Raw genomic sequence first — 17,262 nt, forward strand, 5'->3', positions numbered from 1 at the left:
GGCACCGGCGCCACCGAAGCGGACGCCGACCGACTCTGGCAGGCATACCTGCGTCGCTTCGACATCGAGCACACCTTCCGCCTGTTCAAGCAGACGCTCGGCTGGACCTGCCCGAAGATCCGCACCCCCGAGGCGGCCGACCGCTGGACCTGGCTGATCCTCGCGGCTTACACCCAACTGCGGCTGGCCCGGCCACTCGCAGCCGACCGGCGTCGCCCATGGGAGAGGCCCGTTGCCTCAGACAGGCTGACCCCGGCACGTGTCCGCCGCGACTTTCGGCACATCCGCCCCACGGTCCTCTGCCCGGCCCGGGCACCGAAATCCACCCGCCCCGGACCTGGACGACCTCCCGGCCGAAAGAACACCCGGCCCACCCCACGCCACGACGTCCACACACCCCGCAAAACGAGGGCTACCACGTCCCGGAACAAGAAGTCGACCACTCCCCGCCCCCGCCGCACAGGTTAAAGATCAAGCTATCCGTACCTGCACCAACTCGACTCACTGGAGCGGCTGGGCCTCGGGGACGAGTGGCTGCGGGCGGTGTGCCACGACAACGCGGCGGAGCTCTTCGGCCTGTGAGCCCCGGAGCGGGCCATAGCGGCATTCCGGGGACCCTGGCCGCGACGGGCCTCGCCGCCGCCCGTCCCGTGTACGCCGCCGCGGGCCCGGTGGACGCCGGTCCCGTGGACGCCGGGCCGGGCCGCGCGGAGCGGGCCACCGGCATCCGGTTCGGCGTGCAGGCCCGCGCCTACAAGAGCGGTGTCGCCCTGCGCTACGTCCTCCCCGACGGCCCGGTCAGCCGATGTCCACCACCCGGGCCCACTCGGGGGGCGAGTCCGGGACGTACTCGGGGTTGGACTCGTCGTAGGCGTCACCCCCGTACCGGCGCGGGAACAGGCCCACCACCGTGCGGCACGGGGGCCGGGTGTCCGGCCAGGGGGTCTGGCCGTCGGTGAGAACCACGACGACATCGGGGGACGGCCGGCTGCGCAGGGCGCGGGTGAAGCCCGCCCGCAGGTCCGTGCCGCCGCCGCCCGTGAGCGGGATGCCCTCCTCACGGCACAGGCGGCGGGCGATGCCGGCCGAGGCGTCGCAGGACACCACCGTGACCAGGTCGCGACGGCCGCCCACGGCCCGGGCGATCGCTGCGACCTCCAGGAGCGCGCTGCCCAGTTCGGCGTCGCTGACCGAGCCGGAGGTGTCGATGACGACGCACACCCGGGGCGGGCGGCGGCGCAGGCTCGGCAGGACCGTGCCGGGCAGGGCGGTGGAACGCCGGGCGGGGCGGCCGTAGGTGTAGTCCTCGCCCGCGCCGGGGCCGGTCGTCGCCGAGCGGACCGCCGCGCCCAGCAGTTCCTGCCACGGCTGCGGCGGGTGGAAGGCCTCCTCCGCCCAGCGCCGCCAGCCGTGGGGGGCCTTGCCCGGGCGGCCGGTGATGCCCTGCGCGACCCGGAAGCGGACCGCGTCCTGCTCGTGCTCGCTCAGGCCGTGCGCCCCGTCCGGGCCCAGTTCCCACTCCCGGTCCAGACCGTCGGCGCCGCTGCCGCAGTCCAGCCAGGCCAGGTCCTGCGACCGCGGGCCGAGGGTGAACTGCCGGAGGTACTCCTCCATCAACTCGCCCTCGGGCAGGCCGAGATCGCCCGGCTCGACGACGTCCTCGGGGCGGGCCAGGCCGTCGCCGTAGACGTCGTCGTTGATCTCGAAGTCCGCGGCGATGTTCATCCGCAGCCGATCCCCCGGGCCGTGCAGGCCGCGCTCCCTGGCGACCCGGTCGCTGCGCCCGTGGTGGTCGCGCAGCAGGTGCGACACCTCGTGCACCCACACGCCCGCCAGCTCCTCGACGGGCGTGCGGTCCACGAACCCCGGCGACACGTAGCACCGCCAGTACCGGTCGACGCCCATGGTGGGCACCCGCCGCGAGGGGACGACGTGCAGGGCGAAGAGGGCGGTCGCGAGGTAGGGACGAACACGGGCGGCGTGCAGCCGGGCCGTGAACAGCTTGTCCCGGTCGAGGGTTCCGGACTCGGGCTCGCAGGTGCTCTCGCGGGCGGCCCCGGGCGCGGGCTCACGGGCGGCCCCGGGCACCGACGCGGAGACAGCCCCGGGCACCGACGCGGAGGCAACCCCGGGCACGGACGCGGGGGCGGCCCCGGGCACCGACGCGGGGGCGGCCTCGGGCACGGACGCCGTCGCCTGCCCGCCCTCGCCCGAGCCGCGCCCGCCGCTGTTCACCCTCATCGGCCCGCCTTGGCCGCCGCGGCGACCGCCGCCGTGGTGCGGTCCGCCCGCCGGGACAGGGTCACCACTCCGGCCAGGCGCTCGATCGACGCCGGGACGTCCCAGTCGTCGCGGCGCAGGGCCGCGAGCGTGGTCGCGGGCACGACCACCACGTCCGGGGGGCCGGTCTCCAGGGCCCTGACCAGGAGCGCCCAGGCGGCGTCCCAGCGGGCCCGCTCCGCGCGGTTGCGCACCGCCGCCACGACCCCGTCCAGCGCGGCCTGCCGCAGGTCGCCGCGTTCGGGCAGCACCGCGCCGGCCGGGTCGGCCAGCAGCGTCTCGGGGTCCGGGAGGTCCATCCGGTCCAGGCTCGCCAGCAGTTCCAGCCCCGGCCCGTCCCCGACCGTGCCCCTGACCAGCAGGGAGAGGACGTCACGGGAGGAGCCGGCCGCGGTCGCGAAGGCGATCAGATGCAGCGTCATCTCCCAGCTGCGCGGGGACGGCCAGGGCCCGCCCCGGCGCACCTCGCCGCTGGGCAGCCGGTGCGCGAGTGCGGGACGGGCGGCCAGCAGCCCGCACACCGCGCGACGGGCGAACTCCACGGCCTCCGGCAGCTTCCCCGGGTCGAGCCGGGGCAGGGTCGCCCGCGGCCAGGTCCCGCCGAGGCCGCGGACGACGACGTCGGTGTCGTGCGTCCACTGCAGGTGGACGAAGCGGTTGGCGAGCGGCGGGCTCAGTTCCCAGCCGTCGGCGGCCGAGGAGCGCGGGTTGGCGGCGGCCACGATCCGTACGCCCGGCGGCAGGCGCAGCGCGCCGATCCGCCGCTCCAGCACGAGCCGGAGCAGGGCGGCCTGCACGGCGGGCGGGGCGGTGGACAGTTCGTCGAGGAACAGCAGCCCCCGCCCGGCCCGCACGAGGCGTACGGCCCAGTCCGGCGGTGCCAGCGGCACGCCCTGCTCGGCGGGGTCGTCGCCGACGATCGGCAGGCCCGAGAAGTCGGACGGCTCGTGCACGCTGGCGATGACCGTCGTCAGCGGCAGGTCCAGGGCCGTGGCGAGCTGGGTCAGGGCCGCGGTCTTGCCGATGCCCGGCTCGCCCCACAGCAGCACGGGCAGGTCGGCGGCCACGGCCAGGGTGAGGGCCTCCAGTCGGGTGTCGGGGCGGGGTTCGGTCGTGGTGTGCCGCAGCAGGGCCAGCAGGTCGCCGGCCACGTCGAGCTGGTCGGCGGTGTCGGGCAGGGACGGGGTGTGAGTACGCATGTGTGATCACCAGTTGCCGGTGGTGGGCCGTCTCGGTGGAGCGAAAAGCGTTCTCGGGCAGGGCAGTCGACCCCGGTCGGGTCAGGGCCGTGTCACATGTGGCGTGGGTGCGGGCCGTCGTCGCGGGAGCGGCGAACGTCCCAGGGGCGCAAGCTGCCGGGCGAGGGGCCCTCCAGTCCGGCCCGGAACAGCCCGTGGGCGATGCGCCGGCGCGCGGCCGTCTCCAGCACGTCCCGCAGCGGGCCGTCGCGCAGCACCGCCTCGGGGCCGAGCAGGCTCTCGACCGCGGCGAGCGCCCCGGCGATGTCGCCGTGGTCGAGGCGTTCACGAACGCCGGGAAGGCAGTCGGGCCGGCGGTGGGCCTCGTCGACGGCCCGCAGACAGGGCAGCGGCGGACCGCCGAAGGCGGCGAGCAGTTCCTCCCGCCGCACCTCGGCCGGATCGTGGTCGAGGGCGGCCAGGACGCCGTCCACCAGGCCGATCCGGTGCCGGGCGCCCCGGCATTCCACCACCCGTGGATCACCGGCCCGCCCCGGCACCCGGGAGGTTCCGGACCACTGCGCCCCCAACGCCGAGGCGACCAGCGGATGCAGGCGCTCCGCGTCGATCGCCCCGGCCCTCAGCAGTTCGAGGTCGGGCAGCACCCAGGTCGCCGCGTCGGGCAGCACGGGCAGCGAGGAGTCGGGGGCGCGCGCGTACGACAGGGCGGTCTGCTCACCGCCGTCGGACAGGTCGAGGACGACGCGGTGCCTCGCCCCGAGCCGTACGCCGACCCTGCCACCGGACCGGCCATCGGCCCGCAGCAGGATCGCTGCCTCGGCCACCCACCGGTCGACGGCACACCGCCTCCCGTCGGGCAGAGGCCCTGCGGGCAGCGGCCCCTCAGGAGGCGACCCGGCGAACACGGAACCGGCAGGCAGCGGCCCGTCAGGAAGCGACGCGGCACGCAGCGGCCCGTCAGCCAAGGGCCCGTCAGGCGGCGGCCCGTCGGGCCAGAGCCCGTCAGGCGGCGGCCCGTCAGCCAAGAGCCCGGCACGCAGCGGCCCGTCAGGCGGCGGTCCGGCGATTTGCGGGCCGGGGCCGTCCGCACCGGAGCGGGCCCGCAGGTCACGGGCCCGGCGCACGTCCCACAGGTGGCGGTGCAGGTCGAGCCGGAAGCGCCGGCTGGGCCGGGGGTGCGGATGCCGCCGGTCGGTCTCGTGCCTGCGGGAGGCGTCCCACAGGGCGAGGCTGATCCGCTGCCCGGCGTCCGCCCAGGCAGGGGGCGTCCGCACCACGAGGTGCAGCGCGTGCGCGCCCGTGTCGTACCGGGCCAGGGTGAGGGTCAGGCCCGGCCGCAGGAGCCCGTCGGGGGCGATCCTGGGCATGTGCCAGCGCAGCAGGTCGGGGGCGAGGTGGCGGAGGTCGGCGCGCAGCTGGGCGGCGAACTCCCGGCCGTGGCGCCGCGCGAGGAGACGGGGCTGGAGGTCGACGTCGATGTTCGCGGCGGCGCAGGCACCGGCCCAGTCACCGGTACGGCGGCGCGCTGTCGCGGTCTCGATCATGGAGGGCGGCACGGCGAACTCGCGCACGCGCGGCCAGAAGGAGGGCGGCCGGGAGAAAGGCGGCCGGGCGGAAAGCGGGAGGTCCCCGTTCGCGAGGTCGGTGAGCATCAGCACTCACCTTGCGCGGACGGGTCCCCCAATCTGTTCAGGGAGTGAGTCGTCATCGCGTCGGATGCTAGCGGCCCCGGCTCCCGCGCGCAGCCGAGTATTTCGGAGCCACCTCGGCGACTTTGCCATCTCTTTACAACCCGCAGGGCCGCCGCCTCGTCTCTCCGCACGATCTGTCACCCAGCCCGCCGACCGTCGGGCGGACGACGAAGGAGTGCGATTCCATGCGCCGAACTGTCCTCAGCGCCCTGGCCCTCGCGGGCACCGCCGTACTGCTGGGCACGGGGCCCGCGTTCGCGGACGGGTCGACGACCCCGAGCCCGGTCCCGTCGGCCGCCTCGCCCACCACCCCCCGGCCGGCGGAGAGCGCCGAACCGACCAGGGCGCCCGAGCCGACCCGGGCCCCGGGCGAGAGCGAACCCACCCGCGCACCCGGCAAGGGCGAACCCACCCGCGCGCCCGCCGGCAGCCAGGTCTCCGTCCGGCCGAGCGGCGCGCCCGACACCGGTGTGACGGCGTCCCAGGACTCGGGGACGGGCGGCACGGCGCTCGGCGCGGGCGCCGCCGCGGTGCTCGCCCTGGGCGGCGGCACCGTCTTCGTCGTGCGACGCCGCCGGGCGACCGGGGCGTGAGCCCGTTCTCCAGGCGCGCGTTCACGGCCGGGGTGCTGGCGTCCCTGCTGACGGCGTGCGGGGGCCAGGGAACCACCGGCCACGGAACCGCCGACGCCGGCACCACCGGTGACGGAACTGCCCGTGCCGACACGGGCCCCGGCGCCGGCACCACCGCGCGCCGGTCGGGGTCCACCGCCCGGCCGGTCCCCGCCGACGGGGCACGCCCCCTGGCCCGTTCGGTCCCGGTCCGGCTCCTGATCCCGGTCATCGGCGTCGACACCCCGGTCGTCCGGCTGGGCCTGGCGGCCGACGGCACGGTACAGGTGCCGCCGGTCACCGACCACGACCGGGCGGGCTGGTACCGGCACTCGCCGACCCCCGGCGAGAAGGGCCCGTCGGTACTCCTCGGCCATGTCACGGTCGGCCCGTACGGTGACGGCGTCTTCCGTCACCTCGCCCGGCTGCACCGGGGCGACCGGATCGAGGCGCGCCTGGAGAACGGCACGACGGCGGAGTTCGCCGTCACGGCCGTGCGGACCGTCCCGAAAACCGACTTCCCGGCGGACGACGTCTACGGGAACGTGGGCCGCCCCGAGCTGCGGCTGATCACCTGCGGCGGGGCGCGGACCGGCGACGGCTACGCGGACAACGTGATCGTGTTCGCGGCGCTGAGCGGCGCGAACTCCCCCACCTCTGGAGAGCGTTGAAACGGTCCAGCGAGAAGGCGGCGTCCGAGCTGTTCGCCGCCCTCTACCCGCGCCTGGCCGGCTGGTGCCGCCGGCTCGTCGACGACGACGGAACGGCCCACGAGATCGCCTCGGAGGCGTTCACCCGGCTCTGGGCCCGCTGGACGTCCGTGGCGGAGCCGCGCGGGTTCCTCTACGTCACCGCGGCCAATCTGGTCCGGGACCACTGGCGCAAGCTGGAGCGTGAGCGCCGGGCCCTGCACCGCGTCACCTCGGAAGCCGCCGTACGCCCGCCCGACGAGCAGGCCGACCCGTCCGTGCGGCTGCTCGTGCAGTCGCTGCCGGAACGACTGCGCGTCCCGATCCTCCTCCACTACTACGCTGACATGCCGATCCGGGAGGTGTCCGCACTGACCGGGCGCAAGGAAGGCACCGTCAAGGCCGATCTGCACGCGGCCCGGGAACTGCTCCGCGTCCACCTGAGGAGAAGCCTTGACCACACGCCTTGACGGCGACCCGGGTGAGCCGGAGTACGCCCCCGACGACCCGCTCGCCGTGATCCTGCGCCCCTCCTCCCCCGACTACCTGGGTGCTCCCCCCGGCCAGTACGAGGCGATCCGCCGCCGCGCGACCCGTCGCCGCCTGCTGCGCGGCGCGGCCGGGGCGGGCCTGTGCTGCGTCGCGGCGGCCCTCATCGCGCTCCCTCTGCGCCACACCGCGCCCGAGCACCCCCCGACCCCGACGATCCCGATGGCCCCGCCCACCACGAGGCCCGCACCGCCCACCGACTCGGCGTCTGCGACCCCCCTGCCGTCCCCGCCCGCTTCCCGCTCCCGGCCCTCGCCCTCCAGCACCGGTGACCCCCGCACGACCAGGCCCGGCACCCCCGCCCCCGAGGAGCCGACCGGCCGGGTGGAGCCTTCCCGCCGCACCCCGTCGGCCACCCCCACCTCGATACGCCCCGTCCCGTCGGTGGCCCGGCCCGGCACCGACCGGGAGACGGTGTCGGACAACCGCTGACCGGCACCGGCAAGCGCACACGCAGAGCCCGGACCAGCCACCCGGCACCGGCAAGCGCACACGCAGGACCCGGACCAGCCACCCGGCACCGGCAAGCGCACACGCAGGGGCAGGACCGGGTCAGTCGCCCCGGCCCTGCCGTCGCATCCGCTCCGCCACCTCGCCCGCTTCGGTCTCCCACCAGGGCCGGACCAGTTCGGCAGGTCCCTCCGCGACAGCCGTGGGCACGAGCTCTGCGTCGAGGCGCCGGTCCAGCACGGCCGTCCGGGCGCGCTCGGCCCGCACCCACTGTGCGAGGACCGCCAGCAGGAAGGGGACCGCGACCAGTTCGGCGATGCCCAGCATGGCGCCACCGCCGAGCTGCTGGTCATGGAGCACGTCGGGGGACCAGGGCGGCGCGTGGTGCAGGTACCAGGCACCCGCGATCAGGGTGCCGTGCGTCATGACCACCAGTCCCGGCACCGCGTCGACGACCCCGTCCAGGAAGACCAGGCCCGCCCGGACGGGGTGGGTGCACCAGGCGGGCAGAGCCTGCTCACGGGACAGCACCGGCAGGACGAACAGGCAGCCGGCCGCCAGCAGATGGAGGTACATCAGCTCGTGCAGCCAGCCCACGCGCAGCGCGGTGGCGAAGTACGGAGTGAAGTAGAGGGTGAGTTCGGTGGCGAGCACCAGCGCCGTGCTGACGAGGGGGAACGTCAGCAGCCTGAGCAGCCGGCCGGTCAGCGCCCGGCGCAGCCGGTTCGCGCCGCCCTCCGGCAGCGCCTCCACCGCGAGCCGCAGCGGGTCGCCCAGGGCGAGACCCAGCGGCGCGAGCAGGTCGAGTCCGACGTTCTGCACGGCGGCCGGCCAGAACAGCTCTCGGTCGTAGACGGCCAGGCCGGACATCGTGGCCACGACGATCGTGCCGAGGCCGAGCAGCACGAACGCGGCGAGCCGCGCGGGCGGCCAGGCCCCGCCCCGCCCGCGCACCCGGACGACGCCCCAGCCGTAGAGCCCGCCCAGCACGGCGACGAGCAGCAGGGCGGGCACGTCCGGCTGCCACGACCCCAGCAGTCGCCCGGGGGTCGCTTCCGGCAGGTACACAGCCGACAGTTCGCTCACGGGCGGACGATAGCCGCCGAAGTTCAGGGGGCCGGCGGCAGGGTGGGCGAGCCCGCGCGGCGGCCCGTCATGACGTGCGCGTGCCGCGGGTAGCCTGGCCGTATGGCACTTGCATGCAACGCTCTGCCGCACTGCTTCCTCTGACGCCGCGGTGTGGACGGCGACGTGAATCGGTCACGCCGCCGTCCTCGGTGTGCCCGCCCCCCTGCTGCCGGTCCACGGCAGCCGGCCGGCGGGCGCCGACGCCCCACCGTCCGCAGCCCGCACGCGATGCGCCGCCCCACCGCGGCCACCGCGTTCCGAGGAGCATCCCTTGCCTTCCGAACGTCTTCTGTCCGTTCTCACCTGCCCGCTGTGCCCCGCCGCCCTCGAACACACCGACGGTGCCCTGCGGTGCGCGGACCGGCACACCTTCGACATCGCCCGCCACGGATACGTCAGCCTGCTGACCGGCAACCGGCGGGCCCCGAGCGCCGACTCGCCCGACATGGTCCGCAGCCGCGCCGCGTTCCTGGGCGCCGGGCACTACGGCCCGCTCGCCCGCACCCTCGCGGCGCTCGCCTCGGAACTGGCCCCGCCCGACGCCACGGTGCTGGACGCCGGGGCGGGCACCGGCCACTACCTCGCCGCGGTCCTGGACGCCCTCCCGGGCGCGCTGGGTCTGGGGCTGGACAGCTCCGTGCCCGCCCTGCGCGCGGCGGCCCGCGCGCACGCCCGTGCCGAGGCCGCCCGCTGGGACGTGTGGCAGCCGTGGCCGGTGCGCACCGGCGGCGCCGACCTCGTACTCAACGTCTTCGCACCCCGCAACGGGCCCGAGTTCCACCGTGTCCTCGGCCCGGACGGCGCGCTGCTCGTCGTCACGCCCACCGGCCGTCACCTGCGTGAACTACGCGAGCCCGTCGGATTGCTGGCCGTCGACCCGAGGAAGGAGGAGCGCCTGCGCCGGTCCTTGGACGCCCGCTTCCGGCTCGATCGCACCGAGCCGTTGGAGTACACCATGGGGCTCACGGCCGAGGACGTCACCGGCCTGGTGGCCATGAGCCCGACGGCGCATCACCTCACCGCCGCACAACTGGGGGAACGTATCGACCGGTTGGGGACGCCGGTGCCGGTGACGGCCTCGTTCGCCGTGTCGGTGTTCCGGCCGCTGCGGGCCCCTCAGTAGCCCTGGGCCGCGATGTGCTCCTGCTGTGCCGTCGTGAGCGTGTGGACCATGAGGGCCGCCGCCCCGGCCGCGGCCACGATCACCAGGTCGGCGGCGAGCAGGGGCAGAACGCCGTCGTAGGCACGGGCGATGATCTCGTCGGTGTCGTCGCCGTAGACGATCCCCACGCCACCGGCCAGACCGAGCAGCCACAGGCCCCACCACCAGTTCACGACGGCCGGCAGCCGCCGCTCGGGGAAGACCGAACGGTGGACGTCCGCGACGACACCCCGGGGTATCCACAGGTTCATGACGGGCACGATCCAGCCCACCCAGAGCCAGATGTGGACGTAGCGCGGGGCCACGCCCGAGAGGGCCTTGGCGTTGTCCCGCACATGGTCCAGCCAGAACAGGAACACGATCGCGCAGACGGCCGTGACCGCGCCGCCCACGGAGGTGACCAGGTGGTAGGAGTCCTCCAGGGAGTTCAGCGGACGGTGCACCCCGCCGCCCTGGTCGGGCGGGCCGGACGCAGGCTCGCCCGCGACGGCGAGCCGGATCTCCCACACCGCGCGGGCCACCCAGGCGACTCCGGCGAGTCCGAGGGCCACGACGGCGCAGCGGGCCGCTCCACGGACGGGGCGCAGGCCGGGCGGAGGGCCGACGGGGACGGACTTCTGTTCGATCACCCCGTCATCCTGCCGTACGCAACTCCACGGCCCGGCCCTGCCCGTCGAACCGCACCTCCAGGACGTGGTCGACGGCGTCCCGGTCGAGGGGGCCGAAGACGTGCGGGAACAGGACGTCACCGCCGACGCCGGGCGGCGGGGCGGGGGCCGCCGCCTCCCACTCGACCCTGGCGGTGAGCCGCGCCTCGTCGAGGGCGAGCACCAGCAGGGGCCCGGGCGCGTCCCGGTAGAAGGCGTTGACGACGGCCAGCGTGGTCGCCTCGTCCGGGGAGCAGTGCACGAAGCCCTCCTCGGCGAGGGAGGCCGGCGCGTACGTCCCGCCGGTGTCGGTGGTCCAGACGGTGCGCGGTACGACGTGATAGATCATGGCCCCGTTATAGACGGCGCGGGCAGCCCGAGGAGTCCCCGAGCGCCGCAGCGGGGCGGGGCCGTGCTCCGCCGAGGAGTCCCCGGGGCGCCGCGGCGGGCGGGGCGTGCTCCCGTCACAGCGGACCCGAGCCCCGCCCCCGCTCGCCGATCAGAGCTGGAACTCCGCCGGGGACACCCCCAGCGTCGCGCAGGCCTCGCGCAGGACCATCTGCTCGGCCTGGGAGAAGTCGCCGTCCGAACCGGCGATGACGATGCCCGTCTGGATCACGGCCCGGGCCTCGGTGGGCTTCTTGGCGGCCTTGGCGATCTCCTGCATCACCTCCGGCTTGCCGAGCTGGAAGTTGGCGGTGAGCTGGTCCACGTGCTTGTTGAACCGCTGCCGCAGCTGCTCCGGCGGGAAGTTCTGCAGCACGTCGTTGCTGAGGATCATGGACTCGACCTGCCGGCGCTCGGCCGGGTCCACATGCCCGTCGGCCGCCGCGACCAGGGCGCACATCGCCATGCTCGCGTCCCGGTACGCGCCGCTCTTCAACTCGTTCTTCAGCGAACCGAGCTGCGTCTTCAGCAGGCCGACCAGCTGGGCCTTGCCGCCACCGCCGGACCTCGTCCCACCGCCGTGCCCACCGGTCGTCGCGCCCCGCGCGCCCTGACCCTGCTGGAGAGCCTTGGCCTGGTCCTTGAGCCGGTCCCACACTGCCATTGACGTCACCTCGGTACTAGTCGGCATCACCTGGCGCACCTGCTCACGCGCGCACATCCGTCCAACGCCCGGCCCACGGGCAAAGGTTCCGCAAAGACGAAACGGCGACGGCCCGCACCCGGTGACCGGGTGCGGGCCGTCACGATGGCCTGGTGCCGGGGCCTCGTCGCGACCCCGCCGCGTCAGGCCCCGTCGCGATCCCGCCGCGCCAGGCGCCGTCGCGTGAGCGCACAGGAAGCGGCAGGGCGGGGGCGTGCGCGTCACCGGCCCGGGTCAGCGGGGAAGGCCGGGTCCGGCTCCCGAGCGGCACACGCGGGGACGCGACGGCCGGACCCGGCCTCTGGCCGTAATCTGCCACCCGGCGCCCCGTGCCGCCTCCCGGGAGGGCCGAAGGAGGACGGGCCGGGCGAGCCTGTGATGATGAGCGCATGTCGACCGTCGCCACGCTCGCGGTGCTGGCCCTTGCCGCGCTCCACGCCTACATCCTGGTGCTGGAAATGTTCCTGTGGACCACGCCGAGGGCCCGGGCGGCCTTCGGCACCAGTGCCGAGTTCGCCGAGGGGACCAAGGCCCTGGCGGCCAACCAGGGCCTCTACAACGGTTTCCTCGCCGCCGGTCTGGTGTGGGGCGCGGTGGCGTCCGACCCGGTGGGCTTCCAGGTCTCGGTGTTCTTCCTGGTGTGCGTGGCGGTCGCCGGGCTCTACGGCGCCGCGACCTCCAGCCGGAAGATCCTGTTCGTGCAGACCGTCCCGGCGCTGGTCGCCCTGGCCCTGGTGCTGCTGGCGCACTGAGCGGCAGGCCGGGGGACATTCCGGGCGCTTTATAGCATTCCGTCGGTGATACTTGGGGCATGACTACGGCTACGTATGCAGAACTGGCGGCGTCGTCAGATCACGCGGTCGCCGTGACCATCGCCTTCGTGGGCGGGCTGATCGTGGCCTGCGCGCTGATCTGGGCCGTGCGGGTCGGGATGCAGGTCATGGACAAGGACACCCATCACCCCGCTCCGGACGAGCAGCCGCACGTCCCGGAGGGCGGGCCGGTCCGCGAGACCCGGGAGATGCGGGAGCCCGACGACGTGCCGGTCGTGACACGCGACGGTCAGCGGCTCATGCCCCATGAGCTCCACCCTGCGAGCACCAGGACCGGCAAGGACCAGAAACCGCGCCGCTGGTCGCCCGGATCCAGCGGGTCGTTCGGCGGCGGCGGACTCGGACGCACATGACGCCGCGAGGCCCGGCGGCCGGCGGCCACCGGACAGGCGGCACGTCCGCCCGCCACCGCACGCGCTGGGCGACGGGCGGGGCGGCCCTGGTACTGGGCCTGTCCGGCGTGCTCGCGGGCTGCAGCGGCAACGACACCCCCTCGGACACCGCGAGCAAGGCGGAGTCCGCCGTGGGGTCGATCGCCTCGGAGGCCTCCGAGGCGGTCGAGTCCGCCACGGCCGAGGCCCAGCGGCGGCTCGACGACATCCAGGGCGGCATCGACGTCAAGGCCGACGTGAAGACCGGTCCGCCCGTCACCGGCTCCGACGGCCGGGTCCGCACGGAGGTCACCGCCCGCAACACCGACGACTCGACCCGCTCCTTCGCCGTCCAGGTCGACTTCCGCGACGCCTCGGGGCAGACGGTCGACACGGTCATCGTCACGGTGGACCACGTGCAGGCGGGCCACGCCGCCACGGCCACCGCCCGCAGCACCCACGATCTGTCCGGTGAGGTCCGGACCGAGGTCGCCCGGGCGGTCCGCTACTGATCCTCGTCGGCCGGGGCGACCACGATGTCCACCTGCTCGCTCATCGCACTCACCCCGTTCAGGGCGGCGACCGCCTGCAGCCGGTCGGCACCGGCCGGGAAGGCCGAACCCGGGGTGCACGCCCAGGTGCCGTCGGGGGCCGCCGTCGTCGAGCAGACCTCCCGGTCGTCCTTGTCGCGGACGGTGACCGCGGCGCCCGGGTGAGCGGTGCCGGAGATCTTCGGCCGGGCGGACAACGGTACGCCGGACAGCGGGCGTCTCAGGACCGGCCCGGCCAGACCCACGGTCACGGCACACCGCCCGACGGCCCGCGGCACGCCCCGCGCGTCGGCGAACCGCAGGGAGCAGTCCCGCAGTCGGGTGCCCGGAACGGCGTCCGCGGGCACGGCCAGCACGAAGGGGAACACCCGGTCCCCCCGGGCCGCGGCGCCGGTCACGGTGTAGGTCGCGCTGCGCCCGCCGGCGGCGACCGAGCCTCGGTATCCGGAGGCGTCGAGCGGCGTGCCGGTCACCCTCGTACCCCGGGGCGCGGTCAGCTTCAGCACCGCCCCCTCGAAGACCTCGCCGACGCCCACGACCTCGACGATGCCCTCCCGTCCGGGTGCGATGGTCGCGGCACCCCACAGCCCGCCGTCCCGGGCCGTCGCGGGCGCGGCGGGACAGACGAGCGCTCCCGCGACCAGGGCCCCCGCCACGGCTGCTGACCTGCTGTACCTGTTCATCGCGGGCGGGACTCCCTGTCCGTGCATGGCCTCCGGAAGACACTTCGCCGCCCATGCTCCCCGGCACCCCCTCCCAGGGCACGCAGTACTGAGCCACGCGAGTCCCCGCGCCCCTCAGGCACGCGGGGAACTGCGCGACCGGCCACGACGGCGCCGCAGCCGAACGACGCCCCACGGCCCTGCGGCGCCATGCCCTGAAGCCCTACGGCACTACGGCCTCACGACCTCACGGCCTCACGGCCTCACGGCCTCACGGCCTCACGGCCAAACCCTCACCGCCCCAGCCACACCGTCGTGTCCGGCCCGAGCCACCCGTCCTCCAGGTCCGCACTGCTCAACAGCACCTCACCCGCCGGCATCTCGACCGCCGCGCCGGACAGGTTCGCAACACAGCGCCACCCCTCGCAGCGGTCGAACCGCAGCACACCCTGCGGGACGTCGTCCGCCCAGGTCAGCTCCTCCCCGTCGAGGAGTTTGCGACGCAGCCTGAGGGCCGTGCGGTACAGCTCCAGGGTGGAGCCCTCGACCCCGTCCTGTGCCTCCACGGCGTACGCGGCGAAGCCGGCCGGCTGCGGCAGCCAGGCACCGCCGGGCCCGAATCCGTACGACGGACCGGTCGTCGTCCACGGCAACGGCACCCGGCAACCGTCACGGCCCTTGCGGACATGCCCCGTCTGCTCCCAGATCGGGTCCTGGAGCACCTCGGTGGGCAGGTCGGCGACCTCGGGCAGGCCGAGTTCCTCACCCTGGTAGACGTAGGCCGAGCCGGGCAGCGCCAGCATCAGCAGCGTGGCCGCCCGGGCCCGGCGCAGCCCGGCCGCCTCGTCGACGGCCGGGGCGTGGCCGCCGGCCAGGAGCCAGGCGTTGAGGTCGGTGCCGGGCGGCAGCGTCAGACGGGAGGCGTGGCGTACGACGTCGTGGTTGGACAGCACCCAGGTGGCCGAGGCGCCCGCCGCCCGGGCGGTGGCGAGCGACTCGGTGATGACCTGCTTCAGCTCCTGCGCGTCCCATCGGGCTTGCAGGTACTCGAAGTTGAAGGCCTGGCCCAGCTCGTCCGGGCGGGCGTACAGCGCACGCCGGGCGCCGGGCACCCACGCCTCGGCGACGGCCATGCGGGGCGGGCGGTAGGCGTCGAGGATCTTGCGCCAGTCGCGGTAGATCTCGTGCACGTCGTCGCGGTCGTAGAAGGGGTGGGTGCCGGGCGGCATCGCGGTGAGTGCCTCCTCGCCGCTCAGCTCGGGGGCGCCGAGGTCGCGCAGCGGTTCGCTCAGGTCCTTGACGAGGGCGTGGGCGACGTCGACGCGGAATCCGTCGACCCCGCGGTCCGCCCAGAAGCGCAGGGTGGTGCGGTGGTCGGCGCGGATCTCCTGGTTCTCCCAGTTGAGGTCGGGCTGCTCGGGGGCGAACAGGTGCAGGTACCACTGGCCGTCGGGCACCCGCTTCCACGCGCTGCCGCCGAAGACGGACTGCCAGTCGGTGGGCGGGAGCTCACCGCGCTCGCCGCGGCCGTCCCGGAAGACGTAGCGGTCGCGGGCGGCCGAGCCGGGCCCCGCGTCCAGGGCCTCCTGGAACCAGGCGTGCCGGTGCGAGGAGTGGTTGGGCACGATGTCGACGATGACCTTCAGGCCGAGGCGGTGGGCCTCGGCGACCAGGGCGTCGAAGTCGTCGAGGGTGCCCAGGCGCGGATCGACGCCCCGGGGATCGGCGACGTCGTAGCCGCCGTCGGCGAGCTCGGACGGGTAGAAGGGGCTCAGCCACAGCGCGTCCACGCCCAGGGCGGCGAGGTGGCCGAGACGGCGGGTGATGCCGCGCAGGTCACCGAGTCCGTCGCCGTCGGCGTCGGCGAAGCTGCGGGGGTAGATCTGGTAGACGACGGCCTGGCGCCACCAGTCGGGGTCCCGGGACGACAGGTCGAGGGTCGAGCGATCGGTCACGCGGTCTCCTTCTCCGGGCATACGGGCGACAGCATTGAATCTGTCCAGAATGCCGGAAAAAGGAACCATCGTGTCGATCGGAGTGATCCATTCCTGGTGTGACGAATCTGTGAGGGCGACGCAACTTCCTTTGCAAAATCGCAGGTTGACAGTGTGCTGCGGCGCCGCCACCATGGGGCCACTGAGGCACATGTGACCTATGGGCCCAGTGTTTCTCAGACCACTCACTCCCCGGTGCGGCACGGCAGCCGCGCGCCGCGCGCTGCCCGCATGCCGCCACCCGGGTTCGGCACACGCCAAGAAATGGGATACGCATGTCCATAGCGAGACGTGTCACCGCGCGACGCCTCCTGGGGACGAGCGCCGCCGCCCTCGTCCTCTGCGCCGCCTCCGCCACGACCGCGTTCGCGCACGGCGCGCCCGGCGGAGACGGCTGGTCGTCCGGCGGCAGCTACAAGCCCGGTACGGGCGCGGGCACGGAGACCGGGACCGATCGCTGCCAGTTCTCGCTCGACGGCACCAACTTCTACGACTCGGTCAAGGTCGACGACCAGAACCTGAAGCCGACCGAGGACGGCAAGATCCACATCACGGTCCGCGCCGCCGGTGACGCGGCCGGCTGCACGGCCTCCCTCGCCTCCTACCTCGCCCACGGCGCGACCTTCGCGACCTCCGGCGAGCAGGTGTTCGTCGACTTCGACTCGGTGACGGTCAAGCAGGGCGGTACCGACACGCTCGACATCGCCATCCCGGACAAGGGCTGCTTCGGGCAGATCGACCTCTACCGGGGCGCGGTGAAGTTCGACGGCAAGCTGGACGCGAAGGACGGCTTCGAGCACGGCGAGCTGCCCAAGGGCCCGGACCGCCCGGTCATCAAGGACAAGCTGATCGCGGCCTGGAACGGCGGCACGAAGGACTGCACCACCACCCCGCCGCCGTCGCAGACCGAGCCGCCCGCCTCCACGCCGCCCGCGAGCCCCTCCGAGCCGGCCGAGGCGAGCACGCCTCCGGCGTCCCCGTCCGAGCCGGCCGAGTCCTCGACGCCGCCTTCCTCCGAGACGGACACGCCGACCCCGAGTGCGTCCGAGTCGACGCCCGTCGCGCCCAAGCCGAACGGCGGTGGCGGTGACCTCGCCGAGACCGGCGCCGACAGCAGCACCGGCCCGATCGCCCTCGGTGCGGCGGCCCTGCTGGCGGGCGGCGCGGCCCTCGTCGTCGTGACCCGTCGCCGCGCGGCGGCCAAGCGCGGCGCGTAACACGCGAGACCGGACAGACGCCCGGGGTGCCGCCGTCCGGCGGCGACGGCACCTCGGGCTTCGTCATGCCTGGGGCGTTGTCATGCCACGCCTCGTCATGCCAAGCGTCCTCAGACCTCGCGCCCTCAGGCCTCGCGC

Annotated in this window: 18 protein-coding genes and 2 pseudogenes; 11 read left to right on the plus strand and 9 right to left on the minus strand. The window is 74.7% G+C overall.

The features are described from left to right. Both ACFCXS_RS25145 and ACFCXS_RS25150 read left to right on the plus strand, forming a co-directional pair. A pseudogene (locus tag ACFCXS_RS25145) lies at positions 1-468 on the plus strand (transposase); the annotation flags it as partial. Between the two features lie 9 nt (positions 469-477). After that, positions 478-582, plus strand: a pseudogene (locus ACFCXS_RS25150) (amidohydrolase); the annotation flags it as partial. A 216-nt stretch (positions 583-798) separates the two neighbouring features. Here ACFCXS_RS25150 and ACFCXS_RS25155 read toward each other — a convergent pair. From ACFCXS_RS25155 to ACFCXS_RS25165, 3 genes are all read right to left on the minus strand, one after another. Then, a complete protein-coding gene (locus tag ACFCXS_RS25155) occupies positions 799-2,241 on the minus strand; it encodes a VWA-like domain-containing protein (protein WP_376645585.1) in 1,443 nt (480 codons plus the stop codon). Beyond that, positions 2,238-3,479 carry an AAA family ATPase gene (locus ACFCXS_RS25160; RefSeq protein WP_376645586.1) on the minus strand — a complete coding sequence of 414 codons (1,242 nt, stop codon included), beginning with the start codon at positions 3,477-3,479 and terminating at the stop codon, positions 2,238-2,240. Before ACFCXS_RS25160 ends, ACFCXS_RS25155 begins: the two co-directional genes overlap by 4 nt. Before the next feature lie 92 nt (positions 3,480-3,571). Then, positions 3,572-5,131, minus strand: a complete 1,560-nt coding sequence (locus ACFCXS_RS25165) for a hypothetical protein (RefSeq protein WP_376645587.1) — start codon at positions 5,129-5,131, stop codon at positions 3,572-3,574. Between the two features lie 224 nt (positions 5,132-5,355). Here ACFCXS_RS25165 and ACFCXS_RS25170 point away from each other — a divergent pair, with 224 nt between their 5' ends. The 4 genes from ACFCXS_RS25170 to ACFCXS_RS25185 are packed head-to-tail and all read left to right on the plus strand — an operon-like array spanning position 5,356 to position 7,451. Next, positions 5,356-5,763, plus strand: a complete 408-nt coding sequence (locus tag ACFCXS_RS25170) for a sortase-dependent protein (protein WP_376645588.1) — start codon at positions 5,356-5,358, stop codon at positions 5,761-5,763. Next, positions 5,760-6,452 carry a class F sortase gene (locus tag ACFCXS_RS25175; protein ID WP_376645589.1) on the plus strand — a complete coding sequence of 231 codons (693 nt, stop codon included), beginning with the start codon at positions 5,760-5,762 and terminating at the stop codon, positions 6,450-6,452. The genes ACFCXS_RS25170 and ACFCXS_RS25175 overlap by 4 nt, the downstream gene beginning before the upstream one ends. After that, positions 6,449-6,940, plus strand: coding sequence for an RNA polymerase sigma factor (locus ACFCXS_RS25180; RefSeq protein ID WP_376645590.1), 492 nt, complete (start codon positions 6,449-6,451; stop codon positions 6,938-6,940). The genes ACFCXS_RS25175 and ACFCXS_RS25180 overlap by 4 nt, the downstream gene beginning before the upstream one ends. Beyond that, positions 6,924-7,451, plus strand: coding sequence for a hypothetical protein (locus ACFCXS_RS25185; RefSeq protein WP_376645591.1), 528 nt, complete (start codon positions 6,924-6,926; stop codon positions 7,449-7,451). The genes ACFCXS_RS25180 and ACFCXS_RS25185 overlap by 17 nt, the downstream gene beginning before the upstream one ends. Positions 7,452-7,571: 120 nt before the next feature. Here ACFCXS_RS25185 and ACFCXS_RS25190 read toward each other — a convergent pair whose 3' ends face one another. Then, positions 7,572-8,555, minus strand: coding sequence for a cytochrome c oxidase assembly protein (locus ACFCXS_RS25190; RefSeq protein WP_376645592.1), 984 nt, complete (start codon positions 8,553-8,555; stop codon positions 7,572-7,574). A 313-nt stretch (positions 8,556-8,868) separates the two neighbouring features. Between ACFCXS_RS25190 and ACFCXS_RS25195 the strand changes: the two genes are divergently transcribed. After that, a complete protein-coding gene (locus tag ACFCXS_RS25195) occupies positions 8,869-9,720 on the plus strand; it encodes a putative RNA methyltransferase (protein WP_376645593.1) in 852 nt (283 codons plus the stop codon). Here the strand turns inward: ACFCXS_RS25195 and ACFCXS_RS25200 are convergent. From ACFCXS_RS25200 to ACFCXS_RS25210, 3 genes are all read right to left on the minus strand, one after another. After that, positions 9,714-10,388: a DUF4328 domain-containing protein gene (locus ACFCXS_RS25200; protein ID WP_376645594.1), complete on the minus strand. Its 675-nt coding sequence runs from the start codon at positions 10,386-10,388 to the stop codon at positions 9,714-9,716. The two genes, ACFCXS_RS25195 and ACFCXS_RS25200, sit on opposite strands and share 7 nt — an antisense overlap. A gap of 4 nt (positions 10,389-10,392) precedes the next feature. Then, positions 10,393-10,755 carry a DUF952 domain-containing protein gene (locus ACFCXS_RS25205; RefSeq protein ID WP_376645595.1) on the minus strand — a complete coding sequence of 121 codons (363 nt, stop codon included), beginning with the start codon at positions 10,753-10,755 and terminating at the stop codon, positions 10,393-10,395. Between the two features lie 150 nt (positions 10,756-10,905). After that, a complete protein-coding gene (locus tag ACFCXS_RS25210) occupies positions 10,906-11,457 on the minus strand; it encodes a tellurite resistance TerB family protein (RefSeq protein ID WP_376645596.1) in 552 nt (183 codons plus the stop codon). 428 nt (positions 11,458-11,885) lie between these two features. Between ACFCXS_RS25210 and ACFCXS_RS25215 the strand changes: the two genes are divergently transcribed. The 3 genes from ACFCXS_RS25215 to ACFCXS_RS25225 are packed head-to-tail and all read left to right on the plus strand — an operon-like array spanning position 11,886 to position 13,212. Beyond that, the gene (locus ACFCXS_RS25215) at positions 11,886-12,248 is read left to right on the plus strand and encodes a DUF1304 domain-containing protein (RefSeq protein ID WP_376645597.1); all 363 of its coding nucleotides are present in this window, start codon (positions 11,886-11,888) and stop codon (positions 12,246-12,248) included. A gap of 59 nt (positions 12,249-12,307) precedes the next feature. Next, positions 12,308-12,682: a DUF6479 family protein gene (locus ACFCXS_RS25220; RefSeq protein ID WP_376645598.1), complete on the plus strand. Its 375-nt coding sequence runs from the start codon at positions 12,308-12,310 to the stop codon at positions 12,680-12,682. After that, the gene (locus ACFCXS_RS25225) at positions 12,679-13,212 is read left to right on the plus strand and encodes a hypothetical protein (RefSeq protein ID WP_376645599.1); all 534 of its coding nucleotides are present in this window, start codon (positions 12,679-12,681) and stop codon (positions 13,210-13,212) included. The genes ACFCXS_RS25220 and ACFCXS_RS25225 overlap by 4 nt, the downstream gene beginning before the upstream one ends. Here the strand turns inward: ACFCXS_RS25225 and ACFCXS_RS25230 are convergent. Both ACFCXS_RS25230 and ACFCXS_RS25235 read right to left on the minus strand, forming a co-directional pair. Beyond that, positions 13,206-13,934 carry an Ig-like domain-containing protein gene (locus ACFCXS_RS25230; RefSeq protein ID WP_376645600.1) on the minus strand — a complete coding sequence of 243 codons (729 nt, stop codon included), beginning with the start codon at positions 13,932-13,934 and terminating at the stop codon, positions 13,206-13,208. The two genes, ACFCXS_RS25225 and ACFCXS_RS25230, sit on opposite strands and share 7 nt — an antisense overlap. A 272-nt stretch (positions 13,935-14,206) precedes the next feature. Beyond that, a complete protein-coding gene (locus ACFCXS_RS25235; RefSeq protein WP_376645601.1) occupies positions 14,207-15,868 on the minus strand; it encodes an alpha-amylase family glycosyl hydrolase in 1,662 nt (553 codons plus the stop codon). 314 nt (positions 15,869-16,182) lie between these two features. Between ACFCXS_RS25235 and ACFCXS_RS25240 the strand changes: the two genes are divergently transcribed. Continuing rightward, positions 16,183-17,124, plus strand: coding sequence for an LAETG motif-containing sortase-dependent surface protein (locus ACFCXS_RS25240; RefSeq protein ID WP_376645602.1), 942 nt, complete (start codon positions 16,183-16,185; stop codon positions 17,122-17,124). Positions 17,125-17,262 lie beyond the last annotated feature (138 nt).

The organism is Streptomyces sp. NPDC056373 (genome assembly GCF_042262425.1).
Taxonomy (GTDB): Bacteria; Actinomycetota; Actinomycetes; order Streptomycetales; family Streptomycetaceae; genus Streptomyces.